The organism is Bacillus hominis, from assembly GCF_030348325.1.
GTDB classification, from domain to species: domain Bacteria; phylum Bacillota; class Bacilli; order Bacillales; family Bacillaceae_G; genus Bacillus_A; species Bacillus_A hominis.
Genome location: NZ_JAUCFS010000005.1, coordinates 534659 through 555575, shown reverse-complemented (window position 1 = coordinate 555575; position 20917 = coordinate 534659). Strand labels below are relative to the sequence as shown.

The window sequence follows — 20917 nt, the reverse complement described above, 5'->3', positions numbered from 1 at the left end:
CTTATCTCTCATCCCTACTTTTAGGTATTTCGATCGTTATTGTCGTTCCCGTTCCTAACAATGAGGAAATGTGAATCTCCCCATTTATTCGCTGTATGCTTTCCTTTACAAGATGCAAACCATATCCCCGATTATCACCCTTTGTAGAATAACCTTTTATAAATAATGCATCAATTTCATCTTCTTTTATGCCTTTCCCCGTATCTTGTACTGTAATGATTAATGTATCCCCATATTGTATTGCAACTTCAACCTGCTTCTTCTCACAATTTGTCACTGCGTCTAATGCATTATTAATTAAATTTCCGACAATGGTGATCAGTTCATGAATGATACGTTCATCATATATTTCTGGTAAGTAAGAATCGTCTTTTATAATTAACTTTATATTTTTCTCTCTAGCATAACTAAGTTTCCCTAGTAAAAATCCAGCAAATACTGGGCTTTGAATTTTTTTCATAATCCCCCCAATTTCATATTGATGCTCTGATACCATACTACTCACATATTTTTGGAGTTCTTCATACTGTTTCATATGTGTAAGTCCTAGCACGACATGCATCTTATTCATAAATTCATGAGATTGTGCCCGTAAAGCTTCCGCATATAGCCTGATACCAGTTAGTTCTTCTGCCAATTTTCTAATTTCTGTTTTATCACGAAATGTTGCAATTGCACCAACTATTTCTCCTTTTACATATAAAGGAACACGATTAGTAACAATCGTAATCCCATAAATTTTTTGTTCTTCGTTTAATTGTACCTCTCCTGTTTGCAACACTTCTTTTATACGTGAATTTGGCATATACAATTCTATATCTTTACCGATAAATTCTTCTTTAAGTCCACTTTTCTTAAATAGCCGTTTTGCTTCATTATTAATTAACGTTACTTTCGCTTCTTTATCTACAGCAATAATACCTTCTTTCACCGAAAGCAACATCGTATTTCTTTCTTCAAGAATTTTCGCTATCCTATGCGGCTCAAGACCAAATAAACTTTTCTTTATATGTCTAGCTAGCAATATCGCTCCTATAATGCCAACTAATACTCCAACTCCAACACCGATATACATAATATGTCTACTTTCCTTAACTCGCTCTTTTACATTATCTGCTGAAATACCGACAGCCACCGCTCCAATTTGTTCGCCTGTTTCAGAAAATATTGGTACAAATACTCGCATTGAAATACCTAAAGTTCCTTCTGCTAGCGATACATGTTCCTTTCCCTTCAATGCCGTTCCTTCATCTCCTCCAATGAAATGTTGCCCTATTTTTTGAGGATTGGGGTGAGATTTCCGGATTCCATTCATATCCATAACTACAATAAATTGAACATCCGTACTCTTTAATATCTTATTTGTATACACTTGAATCAAGGAGGTATCTACCTTCCCCGCCAACCCATCAATTATAATAGAATCATTTGCCACAATACGTGCAATCGTTTTTGCCTTCTCTGCCTGGCTTTCTTCTGTCGTTCGTTCAACATTATGGCTAATTAAAATATCTGTTACGAGTAAAGAAAAAATTACAACTGTACACACTAATAATGTAATCGTTTTCCATAAATTCCATAGTCTTTTTCTTTTTTTCATCCCGTTAATGACTCCCCTAATTACTGAATAGAAAAATAAGTAAGGTGATATTATTTTCACCTTACTTATTTGCTGTTATTATACTTTAAATTTAATAGTCATTTCTTATAGTTCTTTTCTTCTTCCATCAAATTAACTTATTCTTCAACAGCCGCTGCACTCTTCGTTATTTCAACAACTGAGGAAACAATATATAATAATAACATGTATTATTTTGCTCAATTATGCATTTCTGCATATTTAGTTATTTTTAAAAAGATTAACTTACAGAATAAGAGAACCCCATATAGAAGTTCTCTTGTTTCATATCACTTTCGCTTCTTAAAAACACCTTTCACAAAACTTTCTTTATGATCCGTGTACTTCTTTATCCCGACTGAATGCTTCTTAGCATAATCTAATTTTAAATTTTTGTACTCCACTTTCGCTTCCTCATTGGCATTCAAATAATCTCTGAAGAAGATTAAATTATTCCAAATCCCTTTTTCATACTCTACTAAATGGATATAATGTGTGCGTTTTTGAAAAGTAGAATCCGTAAACTTTGCAAAGATAATTTCACCAGGTCGTTCCACCTTTAATCGTAAAAATCCTATAGATTTAAAATCATCTGTAATACGCTTTTCTACTGCATTTAAATCATCTACAGCTACTAATATGTCTATAACTGGCTTGGATACCATACCTTCAATAGCCGTACTACCAATGTGCTCAATACGATTCGCCTCTATATGCGTATTTTCTTTTATTTCATGTTTCACTTTAGAAAACTCTTTTTTCCACTCATCTGTATAGTTCACTAACTTAATTTCGTCACCCGTTATTCCTAAGTCCATACCCCTTTTCCCCCTAATTTATTTCGAGCTTTTCACATAACTAATCGCTTGGCTCCCCATTTGTACCCACGCCTTTTCAAAATTCTCTCTCGATACACTGACATTCGGGCGTTCATTAAGTGGATCTTGAATATAGACAGACTCCTTATCGTATCCAACAAGTACGACACAATGTTCATTATAAGTAATAGAAACATCCCCACTATTTGTTTTCCATATAGTAAATTCATCCTCATCTAATGGGGCATATGTTGCATTCGTAATCATTACTACCGGTTGCCCATTATTTACACTCTTATAAATTTCTTCTATACTGTTTCCTGTTAAATCCACAGCATTATTAGGTAAATATTTTTTTGCTAATTGAAAAAGTGGTCCATGATATACACCATATCCCGATTCAGAAAACGTATAAATGTTCCCTACAAATCCTTCATTCGGATTCCCACGTACACCATCTTCTATAAAGTTAACTTTTTTTATTTCATTTGCTAATTTCATCTTATCTACAGACACACCCGCATATTGTAACATCATCGCTAAACTTGTTACTTCGCAGCCTCTCTCTAGCTCTGGTAACTGCTGAATTAAAGGCACATTTGATAACATGACTTTTTCATCATTATTACTAAACTCTATTCGTTTTTGACTTTGTATACTTGAGAATAGTAACCCCTTTACTTTCTCCACATACGTTGTAATCCCATTTGTATATGCACCCCATATTCCTATACATAGTACAGCCATACATATATACCACTTCCATTTTCGTATCACTCTCACGCCCCTTTTAATTCGTTAAATACGAATAAAACGCATCAGCATCTGTTTGAACCATAGGAACAAACTTAAGCTCTTTTCCCTTTTCAGGTTGTTCAAGATTTATCTTCTCCGCTAAATCTTGAATATTCAAATTCGCTCTATCCATACCAAGCTCATCTGCTATTTCTATTACCTTTTGCTCATTTATTTCTCTTAATACTTGATATATATCTTTGCCATATAAATCAATATGATATTTTTTCGCTTCTTCCTGTACTTTTTGTTCGTACACTTCTTGTGCTAACTCTTCCATCTCTTTTCCTTGTTGAGCAATACCTAGCTTTTCTGCCTCTTCTCTAACTTTCGTTCCGTAGATTTCTTCCTCAATTTCTTCTATTTCTTTTCCTTCAGTTGAAACACCAAGCTTTTCTGCTTCATTATTAATTTTAATCTTATTAATTTGATCAATTAAACTTACAATCGACGTATTCTCTATAGATATTCCTAATTTCAACGCTTCTTGCCTCACTTTTGTTTCATAAATTTCTTCTGAAAGAATTCCAACATCTTTTCCTTCTGTCGAAATACCTAATTGATCAGCTTCTCTTCCTACTTCCGTCTCATGAATTTCTTTTTCTAACGTAATTTGTTCTTTCCCATCCGTTTCAATGCCTAACTTTTCCGCTTTTTCTTCTGTATGCATTGCATGTATTTTCCCATCATTTAATTGTTCTTTACTACGCTGCGTGTAATCTGTCTTTCCTTTTGTCAGTCCAGAAGAAGAGGCACCCCCTAATATACTTAAACTCATTACTCCAATAGCGAATACCATCATCATTTTCTTTTTCAAGACTTCTTCCTCCCTCTCACGCTTTCTTTTTCAAGCTTTCCCATAATTTTTTTTATCCTATACATAAACTTCATCTCTGTTAGAAATAACCTTATGATTTATCCAGTTCATTCAAAAAAACCTTACATCTTTTCTTTCCATCACAAGTTTCCATTATGTAATACATGCTACAAGTTATTCCTTAACTTTCCCTTAAAAAAGACGACCTTGTAAAAACAAGATCGTCTTCTCACTTACATTCTTTGATTTTTAGGGAAAATCACTTCAAAACAGGTACCCTCTCCCCATTTGCTCTCTACTGATATTTTTCCGTAATGCTTTTCTACAATCCAATTTGCAATTGAAAGACCTAATCCCGCGCCCTCTGATGTACTTCTCGCTTTATCCCCTTGATAAAAACGATCAAATAATTTAGGAATATCCGCTTCTTTCACTCCTATACCATCATCTTTCACCTGTATACGAATTAAACTGCTCGTTTGCGTGCAATCGATTTGAATATGCCCGCCTTCATTCGTATACTTCATCGCATTATCTAATAGTATGACCATCATTTGATGGACTCTCTCTCTATCCCCGATAAACGATATGTCACGTTCTACTTTTAATATCATCTCTTTTTCTTGATAAGAAGCAATTTCTTTATATGGATCTACGATTTCTTCCAACAATTTATCCATTTCAAATGTTTTCTTGTCCATCTCAATTTGATTAGAATCAGAACGTGCTAGCAATAATAAATTGCTAACGAGTTTCGATAACCGCCTACATTCCTTTGAAATTGTAGAGATATCCATCGCCTTTTCCTCTATCGTAGCGGATGGTGACTGGAATAACACATCCGTTTTTGATTGAATAACTGCAAGCGGTGTTCTTAGTTCATGTGATGCATCCGAAACGAACTGCTGCTGTTTCTCCCATGAATTTTGAATAGGTATGAGTGCTCTACCAGCTAGGAAAAAGCCAATTCCTATTGCACAGAGACTTCCTATACCACAACCTATAACGAGAATTAAAAATAAAGTATTTAACATTCCTTCTTCCGCTGTTATATCTCGCACGATTTGAACTATTTCTCCATCTTTTTGAAGCGCAAATGCTCTAAAATATCGTCCTTGCACTTCAATATCTTGCAAATCCTCTAACTTTTTTGGAGAAAACTTTTCCAAATTCTCTTCAAAAATAGAACGAAATTTACGGTTATCGCCCTCTATTTTCACTATTTTCCCATTCCAAGTTATTCTAGTTACCCGCGGATCTCCAATTTGGATATTCTCCATGCGTTTTCTTGGTGGTATTTTAACATCTAGTTTTTCTCCATACTGAGCCATCATTTTTATAGATTGATCCACTTCATTATAAATACGCTTATATGTGTACGAATAAACAATACTACCTAATACTCCTATTAATAGAATAAATACTAATGAGTTCACTATAGTCAAACGGATGCGTGTTTTTTGAAACATACTTCCTTTTTTCATTGTTCTTTTAACATATATCCAATACCACGAACAGTTAGAATATCTTTCTGATAACCGAATGGCTCTAATTTTTTACGTAAATGATGCACATACACTTCTACAATTGCTACTGTCGTATCTGAATCAAATCCCCAAACACGATCAAAAATTTGTTCACGCATTAAAATCTTTCCGCTATTTTGAATGAGATACTCTAAAAGCTCATATTGTTTTAATGTCAGCTTAATATCTTGTCCATCTACTTGAACATCTTTATCTTTTCCAAACAATTCAATTCCTTTATATCGAATTGTCTGCTTTGTTGTTAAACTACCACTTCTGCGTAATAAAGCGCGAATTCTCGCCTTTAGTTCTGGTGCTTGAAACGGCTTTACGATATAGTCGTCTCCGCCAAAATCCAATCCTTTCACTCGATCTTCTAAAGAATCTCTCGCTGTTAAAAACAGGACTGGCGTTTCAATTCTTTCATCACGTATTTTTTGAATTACTTCAAACCCGTCCATTCCTGGCATCATCACATCAAGCAAAACTACATCATAAATGTTTTGCATCGCCAAAAACAATCCATCTTCTCCATTTAACGCTGTATCTACTTCAAATTCATCACGCAAAATTTGTACGATAGACTCTAATAACGAAGCATTATCTTCTACTACAAGTAAGCGCATATTCTCACCTTCCATAATATAGTTCAATTCTATTTATTATTACATTTCTTCTCTTCATAACGAAAGAATGTAATCCTATTATGTAATTTCATTTTTAACTATTTCCTTCTAAGTTTTTGCTCGATATAGAATTTTGAACCTTTATTATAAAAGCTCTTTCTTAAGTTTTGCTTAATAAAAAATTGAAAGAAATAAGATTTCCCTTATCTCTTTCAATTTTTTACTACATACACCTTTTTACTCGGCAATTCTAAACAATTTAACTGACCACCATAAACCGCGCCGCCATCAATTCCAATAATACGATTACTACCAAAATACACTCCGCAATTCTCACTACCATGAAGCGTTTTTGTTTCCGTATGGCCAAATACAACAACCTTTTCGCCACTATATCCACTATGAAACTCATTACGGATCCACATTAACGTATATGGTTCAGATTCAGAAACTCGTTTCATTGGCTCAACACCAGCATGTACAAAGATATACTCTTCTGTTTCAATGTAATGATCTAATCCTTGAATAAACGTTACATGTTCCTCTAATATATGAGATTGTAAAATCGGTTTTTGGAAGTTTTCCTCATTAACCGCAATGTCTTCTTCTACAAATCCATAGCTATATAACGTTTTATCTCCACCATTCCTTTTTACCCAATGGTTCCATGAACGTTCCTCATCTGTCGTTAACGCCTTAATCATCATATCTTCATGATTTCCCTTTAAAACGAAGGCTCCCTTTTCTTTTAACTCTTTTACCTTTTCAATGACAGCACTTGCATTCGGGCCACGATCTACATAATCCCCTAATAGAATTAATTGATCTTGTTTTGCATTGTATTGTATTTCCTCAAGTAACTTTTTAAATTTATCAATCTCTCCATGAATATCACTAATGACAAGTATCCTATTCATTTTTCTCCTTCTTTCTAAATAAAGTTATTTCTAATTATAACTTTATTTAAAGGAATTTTCTGAACTCAACTACTAGAAAGTATTATTATTACAAATGCAGCTAATTTCCTTACAACACTGTAAGTCTCTTGTCATTCAATTCGATAGTTGCAATTACTATATTTCCTTATACTAAAAGTAAGAAATGAAACAAAAAACAAGGAGAGATGAGATATGAAAAAAGTGATGGAAGTTGTAGTAGCGGTGGCAGAGGTTTTCGTAAATGGTAAACAAGTTGCAATGGAGTTAAATAAATAATGAAAAGGACAATATTCGTTCTAGACCCTTTACTCATATAAAAGAGATAAGAGTTCATCATTTCTTTGATCCCTTATCTCCCTGTAAAGAAAGCCGCATCCTGAACAAGGATGCGGCTTTCTTTACAGTAATCTAGATATTCGAATAAACTCCAACAGCAAACAACTGTGTTTAAAATTTAAGTGATATGTAAATTCATTCCGTATTTAATCAATTTTAGTTTTCTCGCCACTGCTTGCGAAGCAAAGTTATCCCAAGAAGTACTATAAAGCGGAATGCGTTTTTCTTCTTGTATTGATATTGCCCAAGCTGCAACAACATCAGCACCATATCCATTTCCTTGGAACGCCTCTAAAGTTTCCACACTTGCCTCAGCAGCTATGGGCGTACTTCTGGCACTGCAACATATAGAAACTACCTTTTCATTTTTAACAATCGCAAAATAAGGTTGCCTCCATTCCATCTGTTCTATTAAATTAGGGAAATTTTCTCGCAAAAGCTCTTTATTTTTTTCTGTTATTTGTATCGCCCTAGTTAGCTTGTTTGAATTATTTGGAAACATGTAAGCAGAACCCATCCAAATATTCTCCACCGTTCTCTCATCATTTAATACTTTAATAATCTTTGCTATCTCTATATGATTTGAACATTCTAAAATTAATTTCTCAATCTTACTTATCATTTCACTATCCAGATTATAATGATATCTCTTTATATTCCCTTCACGAGTTCTGCCAAGAAAAAAACGCGGTGCTTTCGGATTTCCCTGTTCATTTACACATATCATTTTTCCTACTTGATTATGAACAAATAAAACCTCTGCCTGAATTGCTATTAACTCAAGTTCTGAAAGCCTCATTTATATCCTCCTTAGTTACTATGTGTAGTCTCCATATACTATCCATTCATACTCTATTTTTCATGTTCAAAACAAAAATCCCATTTAAATACACATTACTGAATCCATCATACTAAATGACTTCTTCATTCTGTCTATCTAAATGGGATTAATTCGTACCCTTTATTTCTTCTTCTTTTTACTCCATTGGTTGTTGTGGCTGCACTACTTCATTCGCTCCAGCTATCCTCAACATATTTGCAATATCTTTAAAGCCTCTTTTTTCAGCATATTGCAGCGGCGTAATATTTTCCTTATTGGCCATATTTACATCTGCCCCGTGGTCAATAAGCATTTGAATTACTTTCTTATGACTTTCACTACCATTTCCTAATACAATTGCTTCTAATAAAGCTGTTCCACCACGTTCATTCTTATAATTCACATCAATATCTGTATGCTCTAATAATTCTTTAACAACCTCTACATGGCCACGCTCAGATGCAGAAATAAGTGCTGTTCCACCTGACTTAGTCGTTTCTTTCGTATTAACTCCTGCATTAATTAATACTTTTACAATATCCGTATATCCTTCTCTACTTGCATAAAGAAGTGGATTGCTTTGTTTCTCATCTTTAATTTCAATATTAGCACCTGCACCAATTAATGCTTTAACTGTCTCTACATGATTTTGATACGTCGCTGCAAGGACAGGCGTTTCTCCGTTGTCACCTTCTACATTGATATTCGCTCCATCTTGGATTAGCTTCATAGCTGTTTCTGTGTCTCCAAGCGTCGCAGAAAGTAGCAACTGTTTGTCCATTAAATTTATACTTTTTTCTTCTTTAACTTCATCTTGTTCTTTATGCTTTTCTTTTTTCTTTTCACTTTTCACATGAACCGGTTTCGATTCTGGTTCTCCTTGCTTATCGCAAGCCACTACCGTCATTAAAAGTCCTAATAACATACATAATAAAATTTTTTGTTTTCTCACAACTACAGCTCCTATGAAAGATAATGTTTTCTTAACCATTCCTCCATGACATACAATAACTCTTCTTGAGTACATTTATCCATAAGCCCTTTATATTCCTTCTTTAATCGGATTATCTTAAACTTATACTATGTTTCTCAACCTATTGGAATGATACGCCTGATGGCCTCATCATTAACATTATGAAGCAATTAGTTTAGCACGTTTTTACCGCATTTGTATACATTTCTAAAAAGTACATAAATGATTGCTTTAGGTTACTATATTCCATTGTAACCGTTCTTCTGAAAATTTTACACCTTTTCTATATTTGCACCTGAGTAATAATAGAAAAGGACAACCATACATGGCTGTCCTACATTATAAATACTTCTTCACTTTAATGGGAATGCCCACCGTTATTCCCTTTTGTTGGTTTCCCCATCATCTCTTTATTCATTTCCCATTTATGATTTGCTAGCTCTTTATACGAAAGAACCTTACCCTTATAGTTAGATACAAAGCTCTCTGCATCTTTTTTATTTTTAAATGAAATGACATTATAAGCCATTGGTGTCGTTATTGTTTTATCATATACGTAAGTGGCATCTTCTAACGAAACCCAATCTTTCGAATCATAATCTCGGACAAATTTTTCTTTCGTCTTTTCACCTGAATTAATCTCCATCCATTTATACATACAACCAATATCATCAAACTTTAACGCTTTTCCGTTTTCTAAAATGATTTCTGTTGCAAATTGATTATCCATTACCCCAATTTGGCAAATATCACACTTATCATGTTTCTCATCAATCGCAACAGCTTTTAGTTCCTTTTTTCCACATCCTACTATCGTAAATATGAAACATAAACATATAACAAGTACGACATATTTTATCCTCATCAATATTCCTCCCTAAAAACCGTTTACTCCACGAAAAGAATATCAAAAGTTTGTGTGAGATTTGTGAAAAAACAATGTTCTTTTTGTAATATATGGAACAAAAAAGAGATGTGCAGTTACTTCTACACATCTCTCATCATTCACAACCAGTAATTAATAAATCGTCTTCTAACTTAACTAATAATGTGTCCGCATCAATGTTCTGTCCAACTTCTACATTTACTAATCTTATATTTCCACTGATCCCTACTGCGATTTTTTCAATCTCACCGTCATTTTTTCGGATCATCATTAATTTTTCCCATTCATATACGTAAGAGGATTCATTAATAAAAATCTCTTCTACTATTCCTGTACATGAACTATAAATTTCTTCTATTCTTGTTTGCATTCAAAATCTACTCCCTACTTCACGCGCTTCTCTTTTTCACCTTATTCTACCATTCTTACATACAGGCATTTATCTTTTTAAAAATTCAAAATTACCTCGTGAACAAAATGATCAAAATAAAGATTATGCTTCTAATGATGTTATTTTTCAAATTATTTACCATTCGAATTGAACCTTCTATTATAAATAAAAAACCTTTTATCTGAATTTTTATTTTATTTTGAAAGCGCAATCATTTTTTTGAGGGGGAGATTACATGTTAGCACTACTTGGATTTACGATGGTATGTGTCTTTATGTTTTTAATTATGACGAAACGTATGTCAGCGCTGGTAGCATTAATATTAGTTCCAATTACTTTCGCATTAATTGGCGGCTTTTATGCAGGCATGGGGCCTATGATGTTAGAAGGAATTCAAAAATTAGCACCTACTGGTATTATGCTTATGTTTGCCATTTTATATTTTGGAATTATGATTGATAGTGGTCTATTCGATCCTGTCATTAGTAAAATCCTAAAATTTGTAAAAGGCGATCCTTTAAAAATTGTTGTTGGTACAGCTATCCTTACTATTATCGTTTCATTAGATGGTGACGGAACAACAACATATATGATTACTGTTTCCGCAATGTACCCACTATATAAACGCCTTGGCATGAATCCACTTATATTAGCTGGGGTTGTTATGTTAGGAGCAGGCGTGACAAATCTTACACCTTGGGGTGGACCAACCGCTCGCGTTATGAGTGCGCTTGGACTAGACGCGTCAGAGCTCTTCACACCACTTATACCAGGAATGATTGCTGGTGCAATTTGGGTAGTTTTCGTTGCCTACTATCTTGGAAAAAAAGAAAGAAAACGTTTAGGCATTATGGATGTACAATATTTAAAACAAATGCAAACAATGGATGAGCAAGCTGCAACAGTAGAAGCTGCCGTGCATAAGCGCCCTAAACTTCTATGGATTAATTTTTTATTAACCGCTACACTACTTGTCTGTCTCATACTAGAAGTTATGCCGTTACCTGTTTTATTTACAATCGCTTTCGCTATTGCAGTTATGATTAACTATCCAAACTTAGAACAACAAAAAGAACGTATTGCTTCTCACGCAGGAAACGTATTAGCGGTTGTTTCTCTCGTATTTGCCGCTGGAATTTTCACTGGTATTTTATCTGGAACAAAAATGGTAGATGCGATGGCTCAAAGTGTAGTAACTCTTATACCAGATGCACTTGGACCACAATTACCAATTATTACAGCTCTTCTTAGTATGCCGTTCACATTTTTCATGTCCAACGATGCTTTTTACTTCGGGGTATTACCTATTTTAACGAAAGCGGCTGCCGCTTACGGAATTAGTGCAGCTGAAATGGGACGTGCTTCCTTGCTCGGTCAACCCGTTCACTTATTAAGCCCACTCGTTGCTTCCACTTATTTATTAGTCGGAATGGCAAAGGTTGATTTTGGTGAACACCAACGCTTTACTTTATTGTGGGCGGTTGGAACTACAATGGTGATGCTGATTACTGGAATTGTAATTGGGATTATTCCAATATAAGATGAAATTAGGAAAAACAGTAGAGGAAATGTAATCCTCTACTGTTTTTATTGTTGTGAAAGTCCCCTATGAAGAAAAGCGGAAATACCTTCTTTCTGGTCTCCCCACACTTCCATATATAAGCTCCGCATGTACTTTCTTTCCAGAGATCAAATACTCTAAATAGCGCCTCGCAGTTGACCGGCTTACACCTACCATTGAACTTAGCATCTCTGCAGTAATTCCCTCCTCATTAACAGTTAACATATGCTTTTTTATTTTTGCTAACGTTAAAGGGTCGATTCCTTTTGGCGCATATTCTATTTGGTTTGCCTGCACCCCTCTTTGGGACCATAGATGTTCAATCTGTTCTGAAGATAATTGAGCATTTTTCTTTAACTTCGTAATCTTCTTTTGATAACTTTCTAAACTTGTTTTAAACCGATCAAATGTAAGTGGCTTTACGATATAATCTGTTACTCCACCTCGTAAAGCATGCCGCACTACATCCGTCTCTGATGCGGCTGTAATCATAATAATATCTGTATCATGCAAATTATGCCTAATATATGTGACGAGTTCGGTCCCTTGCATGTCAGGTAAATATACATCTAATAAAACGAGTTGTGGCTTTACAAACTCTAACCATTCTTTCGCCTGTTCCCCAGTCGTTGCTGTTCCAATTACTTTAAACCCCTCAATTTTTTCAGTAAAACGACGATGAATTTCCGCAATCCGAATATCATCTTCTACAATCAATACTTCAATCCCCTCATTCATTACAATTCGCCTCTCTCTTTCGGTAATGCAATGATAAATAAAGCACCACCTAAATCCCCTTTTTCAATCGCAATACTTCCATTTAAACCTTCCACTAACTCTTTCACTTTCGCTAATCCATATCCACGTTTTTCGCCCGCTTTCGTCGAAAAACCTTTATAGAATATGCTTGTAATTATTTCATCATGAACACCTTGTCCTGAATCTTCCACTTCGATTAATATTTCTTCTCCAATATCTGTTACAAACATTCTTACTTTCTTATCATGCTCGTGATTTCTTTCAATTGCTTCAAATGCATTCGTGATTAAATTCCCTAAAATAGAAACAACGTAATTACTCTCAATATGCGGACTTAACTTTTCTAAACTACTTTCCCGATCTAACATAAAATCAATCTTCAACTCTCGCGCCCTATTATAAAATCCGATTAAAATCCCACCTAACCACGGATTTTGAATTCGTTTCATAATAAATTGAACGAACTCTTGATATACTGCCGTTTCCTTATGAATAAGCTCTAAAGCATCTTCATACGACTCTAATTGGATAAGACCTGAAAGCGTATACAACAAATTATTATATTCATGCGTTTGTGCCCGCAATGCCTCTGTATATTGCCGCGTTTGAGACAATTCTGCTGTTAATTGATCCATTTCAGATTTCAGGCGTAAGCTGGATACTACACCAGTTACTTTATGATTAACTTTAATAGGTAGACGATTAGCAATAACATCCTGCCCCTTTATATTTAATTGGCGATCAAATTGTTCTTCTCCGGTTTGAAGTACATCTAGTATCGATGAATTAGGAATAACATCTAAAATAAATTCTCCCATTATATTTTGTTGTTTATCTAAAGAAAGGATATCGTATGCCGCTTGATTTACTAAACTAACCATTCCATTTTTATCGATTACCACAATCCCTTCACGTACAGATTGAATAACTGTACTATGCTCCTCGTATAAAGATGAAATTTCTTCTGGCTCCATTCCAAACATCATTCGCTTAATACTTTTTGCTAAATATACAGAGCCAATTATCCCAATAAACAGACCTGTTATTGTAATCCAAAACACACGCTTTCCATACACTTCTATCGCTCCATGAATATCATCCATTGAAAAACCAACAGATACTACACCAATAATTTCATTATCCTGATTGCGAATTGGGACTTTTCCGCGTAATGAAGGCCCTAATGACCCCGTTGCTTTCGAAACATAAGATTTCCCTTCTAATAGAACCCCTTTGTTATCTCCGCCCACCATAGCTTCTCCTATTTTATCTCGCTTAGGATGTGCATAACGAATACCATCTTTATTTCCAACTACAATAAAGTCAGCATCTGTTTCGATTCGAATTTTTTCTGCAATTGGCTGAATAATAGAAGCTGGATTTTCTTGTTGAAAAGCTTCCTGAATTTCCGGTATAGCAGCAACTGTTTTCGCAACATGCAACGCCCTTTTTCCAATTTGCTCTTCTACTGTTTCAGATAATATATAGTAAAATAAATAACTCGTTAACAGCAATACAACAAGAATAAGTGTACTAATAGTTAATGTAATTCTCGGTTGTAGTTTCAATTTCTTCAATTTCAAAAGCATTCCCCTAACATTACTGAAGATAGAATTCAAAGAATATACAGACTTTTCAACTTAATCATACCACATTTATTTCTTTACTTTTATATCATTATTCACTACTCTGCCTTAGTGTTAGCAGAGAGTCCTATAAACACAAAAAGGCCCCTCTAGTATCTATTTACTAGAGGGGCTTTTCACCTTACTATTCCTTATCTTTCTCTACTTCTTTTTTCTCACCTTCTACTACAGATACAACAGGTTTATCATTCGATAACTGCTGCACGGCACCTTTGCCCGCAAATCCTTCTAATAGCTCTTTTAAATCAATACCAGAAGAAGCTTTTAATGTTTCTTGCATCGTTGCCATTAAATCAGTCGCATACCCTGCAACTTTTCCAGCACCGCTATTCTTTCCACTTCCGCCTGTATCAACCACTGTAATTTTATCAATGTTACCAAGTGGGCTTGCAATTTCTTTTGCATAACTTGGAAGCATTTTAAGAACCATATCCATAATCGCGGCTTGCCCATATAGTTCAAACGCCTCTGCAATTTTTTGCTTCGCTTCGGCCTCTGCTAAACCTTTTAATCTGATGACATCTGCTTCTGCTGTACCTTGCGCTTTCTGTACTTCTGCTTTCGCTTGACCTTGTGCTTTTTCAATTTCCGCTTTTGCTAAACCTTCAACACGTACTTCTTCTGCACGTGCTCTCGCTTCAGCTTCAATTTTATATTGATCCGCATCTGCTTTTTTCATTTGTTTTACTTTTTCTGCTTCGGCTGATTGTTCAACAGCATAGCGATCTGCATCTGCCTTTTTCTTTACTTCTGCATCGTATTGCTTTTCACGACGCGCAATCTCTTTTTCTTCTAATTCAATTTGTTTCTCACGCTCAATGATTTTAACTCGCATTTGCTCTTCTGTAACACCTTGTTGTGCTTTCGCCTGCTGTAATTCGTAAGAAAGGTCCGCATCTGCACGAGCTTGTTCTTGGTCCCTCTTATAAGATTGTACTTTTAATTCTTTATGTTTTTCAGCTTCAGCGATTTGTGCATCACGTTGATATTCCGCTTCTTTCGCTTCTTTTTCTGCACGCGCTTTTTCAATACGTGCCTCTTTTTCACGCTCTGCATTCGCAACTGTTGCATCACGTTTAACCATTGCAATTTGTGGCTGACCAAGTGCATCTAAGTAACCATTTTTATCCATTATTTCTTTAATTGTAAAGGAAACGATGCGAAGACCCATCTTCTTCAAATCAGTAGAAGCTACTTCATGTACCTTTTGTGCGAATTGCTCTCTATTACTATAAGCATCTTCTACTGTCATAGAAGATAAGATAGCACGTAGATGCCCTTCTAAAACTTCTTTTGCTTCTATTTTTAACTCTTCCGTTTCTTTTCCTAAATATTGTTCAGCTGCTGTAGAAACTTCTTCAATTGTCGATCCTACTTTAATAATAGAAACACCGTTTACTGTAATTGGTACACCTTGTTTCGTATACGTATCACGTGTTCCAACTTCTAACTTGTAGTTTAATAAACTAAGAGGCTCTCCTCTTTGCATAATTGGAACTACGAAAGTACCGCCACCACGAATAATCTTAATCTTCTTTCCATCATCAGTGGTAACAACGTTTTTCCCACCACCAAGCCAGTTCCCTGTAACGATTAATGCTTCATCTGGGCCAACTGTTCGATACTTCGTAATGAATACTAAAATGAGTAGAATTAAAATTGCGAGTAACACTCCACCGATAATTAATGGAATCGTCATGTGAATTCCCCCTTATAATTTTGGTTTTTTTAAAGAATAAGCGATGTTCTGTACAAGCAAAACACCATCTTGGACTCCCTCGATAATAACCTCAGTACCTTGTGAAATATCCTTTTTTCCAACTGTTTTAGCTGGAATTGCATTACTTCCGAATTTAGAGGATATTAATACTTCTCCAAACCCTTTTGTAGGAATTGTCGTAATGACTTCTCCCTTGCAGCCAATAAATTCATCCATACGTTGCACAGTGTTTTGTTCTGCTTCTGCAATCGGCTTTAAAATTAATATTTTCATTATGAAAACACCAATAAAAGATATAGCAAATGAACCAGCGAAAATAATAATACTATTAAAGGAAAATAAATATTCTCCTATATAACTAAGTCCACATAACATGGCGAAGAAACTAAGTAATAAAGTAACAACGGATACAGACCCGCCCCCAAAACTAAATATTGATTCAAATATATCTCCAAAGAAAATATAAATAACAGTGAGTATAGTAGCAATAATAAATCCATATAAATAAATTGTTTCAAGTGGATAACCAAACAAGACCATTTCTTATCCCCCTTTCTTAAACAATCACTTTTTTGTTATGTGTATGCCTCACCTCTTTCAAAGATTGTCATTCTCAATTTTCAGTTATTTAACCTTTAAAGAAAAACCTGTAAGACAGGTCTCTAAAAAAGAACAGGAGAAACCTATTGTGACAGGCTCCTCCTAGAAAATAACCGATATGTTATATATCTATATAATATACTATTTTCCACAAAAAGTAAAGTTAAACATACATTGGAAAAACGCTTATTTTACTGATAATGAGTACGTCCCATCACCATTATTATATTCCATTAAAGGTTAACATATTATCTGGATGAAATGATATAAAATGCAATATTTCATATTATTTCTTCATACATTTTGAACATATAGTGAGCGAAAAGGGCTTATAATTTTTGCGGCATTAGCTCCATTATTTAAGCGATCGAAACATCCTCGTATTAATATCCTTCCCCTATTCAAAAAGACTTGATTATAAGCATATTTCAACATGAAATTGCTATGATCAAGTCTTCTCAAAAACTCATATAATTATTTTATATAATAATTATATAAAACGTTTTTTATTTCTTAAATAATCTCTTTCTAAATACAAACATACTTAACGCTGAAAGAACAAGTGCTAATCCAGAAAGTAAAGTCGCTGTGTTAGCGTGGCCACCAGTTGCTGCTAAAGACTTCTTATTTCCCTCTTGCTTATTAGCATGTTGTTTATTTGAATCTTTTTCTTTCGCACTCTCTTGCCCTACGATTTTCACTGGCCCAACTTGATTATCTTCTTTTGTTGGTTCTTTTACTTCTTCTTTCATTTCTTCAACTTCTTTTGCTGATTCTTTTACTTCTTCTTTCGTTTCTTCAACTTCTTTTGCTGATTCTTTTACTTCTTCTTTTGGCCCTTCAACTTCTTTTGCTGGTTCTTTTACTTCTTCTTTTGGCCCTTCAACTTCTTTTGCTGATTCTTTTACTTCTTCTTTCGTTTCTTCAACTTCTTTTGCTGGTTCTTTTACTTCTTCTTTCGGCCCTTCAACTTCTTTTGCTGGTTCTTTTACTTCTTCTTTCGGCCCTTCAACTTCTTTTGCTGGTTCTTTTACTTCTTCTTTCGGCCCTTCAACTTCTTTTGCTGATTCTTTTACTTCTTCTTTCGGCCCTTCAACTTCTTTTGCTGATTCTTTTACTTCTTCTTTCGGCCCTTCAACTTCTTTTGCTGGTTCTTTTACTTCTTCTTTCGGCCCTTCAACTTCTACTGTTGGTTCTTTTACTTCTTCTTTCGTTTCTTCAACTTCTTTTGCTGATTCTTTTACTTCTTCTTTTGGCCCTTCAACTTCTTTTGCTGGTTCTTTCACTTCTTCTTTTGCTTCTTCAATTTCTTTTGTTGGTTCTTTCACTTCTTCTTTTGCTTCTTCAATTTCTTTTGTTGGTTCTTTCACTTCTTCTTTTGCTTCCAGTTCCTCTACTATATTCTGTATAACTTCACCACTAAACCATATACCAAGCCCGTAATACTCCGTTCCATCAAAAACAAAATCGTATTTCTTTTCTCCTGGAGTACTCCATACGATTGTACTCTCGTCCTCATTAAATGTGCCACTCTCACTTTTTAATGTAATATCCTCAAGCGGTTCCCCCTCCACATCATATACAGGGATTTTCACTTTTTGATTTACTTGTGCGTCATCTAAAAAAATTTTTTGCCTTCTAATATCGATTGTTGACCATTGAGACAATTGTATAATCGGTCTTATATCCTGAATCTCATTTCCAGGAAGTTTTAAGCTAATTAAATCTAACATCGAAGCAAAGATTGATATATCCTTAATCCGATTATCTGATAAATTTAACCATTGTAGATTTTTCAATTTACTTAATGGTTCAATATCCACTACTTGATTCCCTATTAGTTCTAGTTCATTCAACATACTTATTTCACTAATTGCTTCTACACTACTAATTTCATTATCGTTTAATATTAATACGGATAGGTTTTTTAATTGTTGTATTCCTTGTATAGTATCATTATTAATTTTATTATTTGAGGCCGTTAATTTTTTCAATGAATTGACTTTAAATAATGGTTCAATATTTTTCGCATTATTATTGCTTATATTTAATTTCTCCAACTTCTCTAGTTTAGAAAATGGTTCAATATTTTCGATTTGATTATGTGCTAAACTTACAGATTTCAAACTTCTCAAATTCGAGATAAATGCTATATTTTTCAACTCTAAGTTTTCTAACTCTAAACTTTCTAAATTCGACATAAACTCTATGCCAGAGACATCTTTTATACCGTTACCCTGCCCATTAGTTATCTTAAATGTTTTAATCGTTAATAAATCCTCTTTCGTAATAGGAGCTTCTAAATCAGTTCTATTCAAATTATTTTTATTAATATATCGTTGTAATTCCTTGTCTTGAACAACATTCGTCCCCTCTTGATTTTCAACTATTTTTTGAATAACAGTTCCATTAAAACGTAATTTATTCTCTGAAGAGCCTGTTTCTAAATTAAACTCATATGATTTTTCTCCAGGGCTGTCCCATTTTACAAAACCATTATTTTGTGTTCCCCCCTCGCTGATCCATTTAATACTTTGAAGAGATTCGCCATTTAAATCGTATATAGGAATTTTACTATCTTCATTTACTACGCCTTCATTCAAAAAGATTTTTTGTCTGTGAACTTGAACGACAAAACGCTTTCCAAACTCTTGAATAGGTCTTACATCAGAAATTTCATTTGAACTTAAATTAAGTTCGTATAAATTAGTTAGCCCACTAAGTGATGAAACATCCGAAATATAATTTTCTTCTAAATCAAGTGATTGTAAGTTTTTCATTTTAGCTAGCGGTGTAATATCTGTAATTTCTGCATCACTCACTGCAAGGTTAGTAAGGCTCTCCATTCTACTAATAGATTCAAGATTAGTAATATTATTATTTCCAATCCATAATTCCTTTACTTTATTTAACTGTTCCATTCCTGTTAAATCACTAATATTATTATTAGCTACATACAAATTACCTAGAGACGCCATTGTAAATAGCGGTTTAATATCTTCAATCTTATTACCAATTAAATCTAATACTCTAACTTTGTTCAATTTACTTAATGGCTTCAAATCAGTAATTTGATTATCTCTTAAAGAGAGATTTTGAATTTTATTCAGCCCAGCAATTGGTTCAATATTTTCAATTTGATTAGAGTAAAGATCTAAAAACTTCAAATTATTCAAATTAGCAATTGAAGATAAATCACTCACTTCAGACTCATGCAATCTGAATTTCTCCAAATTTACCATATGCTCTAAACCAGCTAAATTATTAATCCCCTTCCCGACATATACCTCTAGTTCTTTAATTTGTAGTGCATCGGCTTTCGTTATCGGTGCATTTATATCTTTTCGACCTAAAGTATTTTTATTAATGTATTGTTGTAATTTTGTATCCACTACTATATTAGTTGTTTCTTTTTTTTGTTCCTCTTTATTTTCCTTTTGCTTTTCCGGAACATTATTTTCTAAATTTAAAGTATTCACTTCAAACTGTACTTGATATTTATTGTTATATCCCATTGTTGGAATGTAAATATGCATTTGCATATTATACCTTTTTCCTAATTCTCCAACTTCGAATTGAATAACCTTCGTCCCATTTTTCTTTTTATCCTCAGATATGACTTTCACATCATGAAACACACCAGGAGTATGAATATCCTCTGTTTTCAAATATTGAAAGAAATCACTATCACTTAACGTCGCCGTTACAATTTTCTTTCCATTCTCAATTGTTAATTTCGGATCCTTTATATAAACAGCTGCCATGGACTCTTCATTCGTTTTATCTTTATACGCTTTAATAACAGCGTTATATGTACCATCTGATAAAGCTTGTCCAGTTTTATTCGCCTCAATTGCTACTGCCGCTAAAGCTGGTGTCGAATACACAGCAAACGGTAGCGCTAAAGCTGCCGCCACTAACATCGCATTTATATGTTTTCTTTTATTTTTCTTCAACTTTACATCTCCTCCAAAATATATAAATCAAAATGTAATCATTTCTCGAATAAATGATAATGATTTTCATTTTCATTGTCAACTAACAATATAAATATTTCGCAAAAACTTCACAAAAAAATAACCCCTTT

General features: G+C 34.0%; 17 protein-coding genes. 1 reads left to right on the top strand and 16 read right to left on the bottom strand.

The features are described from left to right. Position 1 precedes the first annotated feature (1 nt). The 11 genes from QUF93_RS05290 to QUF93_RS05240 all read right to left on the bottom strand — a co-directional run bounded on the left by QUF93_RS05290 (position 2) and on the right by QUF93_RS05240 (position 10523). Positions 2-1600 (bottom strand): sensor histidine kinase, encoded by a 1599-nt coding sequence (locus tag QUF93_RS05290; RefSeq protein ID WP_289358060.1) that lies wholly within the window; start codon positions 1598-1600, stop codon positions 2-4. A 308-nt stretch (positions 1601-1908) separates the two neighbouring features. Next, positions 1909-2436: a GrpB family protein gene (locus QUF93_RS05285; protein WP_289358059.1), complete on the bottom strand. Its 528-nt coding sequence runs from the start codon at positions 2434-2436 to the stop codon at positions 1909-1911. A gap of 18 nt (positions 2437-2454) precedes the next feature. Further along, positions 2455-3183 carry a C39 family peptidase gene (locus tag QUF93_RS05280; RefSeq protein WP_289360959.1) on the bottom strand — a complete coding sequence of 243 codons (729 nt, stop codon included), beginning with the start codon at positions 3181-3183 and terminating at the stop codon, positions 2455-2457. Positions 3184-3226: 43 nt separating this feature from the next. Beyond that, positions 3227-4048: a transporter gene (locus QUF93_RS05275; protein ID WP_289358058.1), complete on the bottom strand. Its 822-nt coding sequence runs from the start codon at positions 4046-4048 to the stop codon at positions 3227-3229. Between the two features lie 233 nt (positions 4049-4281). Continuing rightward, a complete protein-coding gene (locus QUF93_RS05270; RefSeq protein ID WP_289358057.1) occupies positions 4282-5517 on the bottom strand; it encodes a sensor histidine kinase in 1236 nt (411 codons plus the stop codon). Positions 5518-5528: 11 nt separating this feature from the next. Then, a complete protein-coding gene (locus tag QUF93_RS05265) occupies positions 5529-6200 on the bottom strand; it encodes a response regulator transcription factor (protein WP_289358056.1) in 672 nt (223 codons plus the stop codon). Between the two features lie 212 nt (positions 6201-6412). After that, positions 6413-7117, bottom strand: a complete 705-nt coding sequence (locus tag QUF93_RS05260; RefSeq protein WP_289358055.1) for a metallophosphoesterase family protein — start codon at positions 7115-7117, stop codon at positions 6413-6415. A 475-nt stretch (positions 7118-7592) separates the two neighbouring features. Then, positions 7593-8273 carry a GNAT family N-acetyltransferase gene (locus QUF93_RS05255; protein ID WP_289358054.1) on the bottom strand — a complete coding sequence of 227 codons (681 nt, stop codon included), beginning with the start codon at positions 8271-8273 and terminating at the stop codon, positions 7593-7595. A gap of 178 nt (positions 8274-8451) precedes the next feature. Beyond that, a complete protein-coding gene (locus QUF93_RS05250; RefSeq protein WP_289358053.1) occupies positions 8452-9321 on the bottom strand; it encodes an ankyrin repeat domain-containing protein in 870 nt (289 codons plus the stop codon). A 304-nt stretch (positions 9322-9625) separates the two neighbouring features. Beyond that, positions 9626-10132 carry a nitrous oxide reductase accessory protein NosL gene (locus QUF93_RS05245; RefSeq protein ID WP_289358052.1) on the bottom strand — a complete coding sequence of 169 codons (507 nt, stop codon included), beginning with the start codon at positions 10130-10132 and terminating at the stop codon, positions 9626-9628. A gap of 136 nt (positions 10133-10268) precedes the next feature. Beyond that, positions 10269-10523 carry a hypothetical protein gene (locus QUF93_RS05240; RefSeq protein WP_128282751.1) on the bottom strand — a complete coding sequence of 85 codons (255 nt, stop codon included), beginning with the start codon at positions 10521-10523 and terminating at the stop codon, positions 10269-10271. 256 nt (positions 10524-10779) lie between these two features. On the opposite strand from QUF93_RS05240, the gene QUF93_RS05235 reads away from it, so the two are divergent. Next, the gene (locus QUF93_RS05235; protein ID WP_289358051.1) at positions 10780-12084 is read left to right on the top strand and encodes a CitMHS family transporter; all 1305 of its coding nucleotides are present in this window, start codon (positions 10780-10782) and stop codon (positions 12082-12084) included. A gap of 66 nt (positions 12085-12150) precedes the next feature. Here QUF93_RS05235 and QUF93_RS05230 read toward each other — a convergent pair whose 3' ends face one another. The 5 genes from QUF93_RS05230 to QUF93_RS05210 all read right to left on the bottom strand — a co-directional run bounded on the left by QUF93_RS05230 (position 12151) and on the right by QUF93_RS05210 (position 20786). Then, a complete protein-coding gene (locus tag QUF93_RS05230; RefSeq protein WP_289358050.1) occupies positions 12151-12843 on the bottom strand; it encodes a response regulator in 693 nt (230 codons plus the stop codon). Further along, a complete protein-coding gene (locus tag QUF93_RS05225) occupies positions 12843-14453 on the bottom strand; it encodes an ATP-binding protein (protein WP_289358049.1) in 1611 nt (536 codons plus the stop codon). The genes QUF93_RS05230 and QUF93_RS05225 overlap by 1 nt, the downstream gene beginning before the upstream one ends. Positions 14454-14634: 181 nt before the next feature. Further along, positions 14635-16209 carry a flotillin lipid rafts scaffold protein FloT gene (gene floT / locus QUF93_RS05220; RefSeq protein WP_289358048.1) on the bottom strand — a complete coding sequence of 525 codons (1575 nt, stop codon included), beginning with the start codon at positions 16207-16209 and terminating at the stop codon, positions 14635-14637. 12 nt (positions 16210-16221) lie between these two features. Then, a complete protein-coding gene (locus QUF93_RS05215; RefSeq protein WP_289358047.1) occupies positions 16222-16770 on the bottom strand; it encodes an NfeD family protein in 549 nt (182 codons plus the stop codon). Positions 16771-17336: 566 nt separating this feature from the next. Continuing rightward, positions 17337-20786 (bottom strand): leucine-rich repeat domain-containing protein, encoded by a 3450-nt coding sequence (locus QUF93_RS05210; protein ID WP_289358046.1) that lies wholly within the window; start codon positions 20784-20786, stop codon positions 17337-17339. Positions 20787-20917 lie beyond the last annotated feature (131 nt).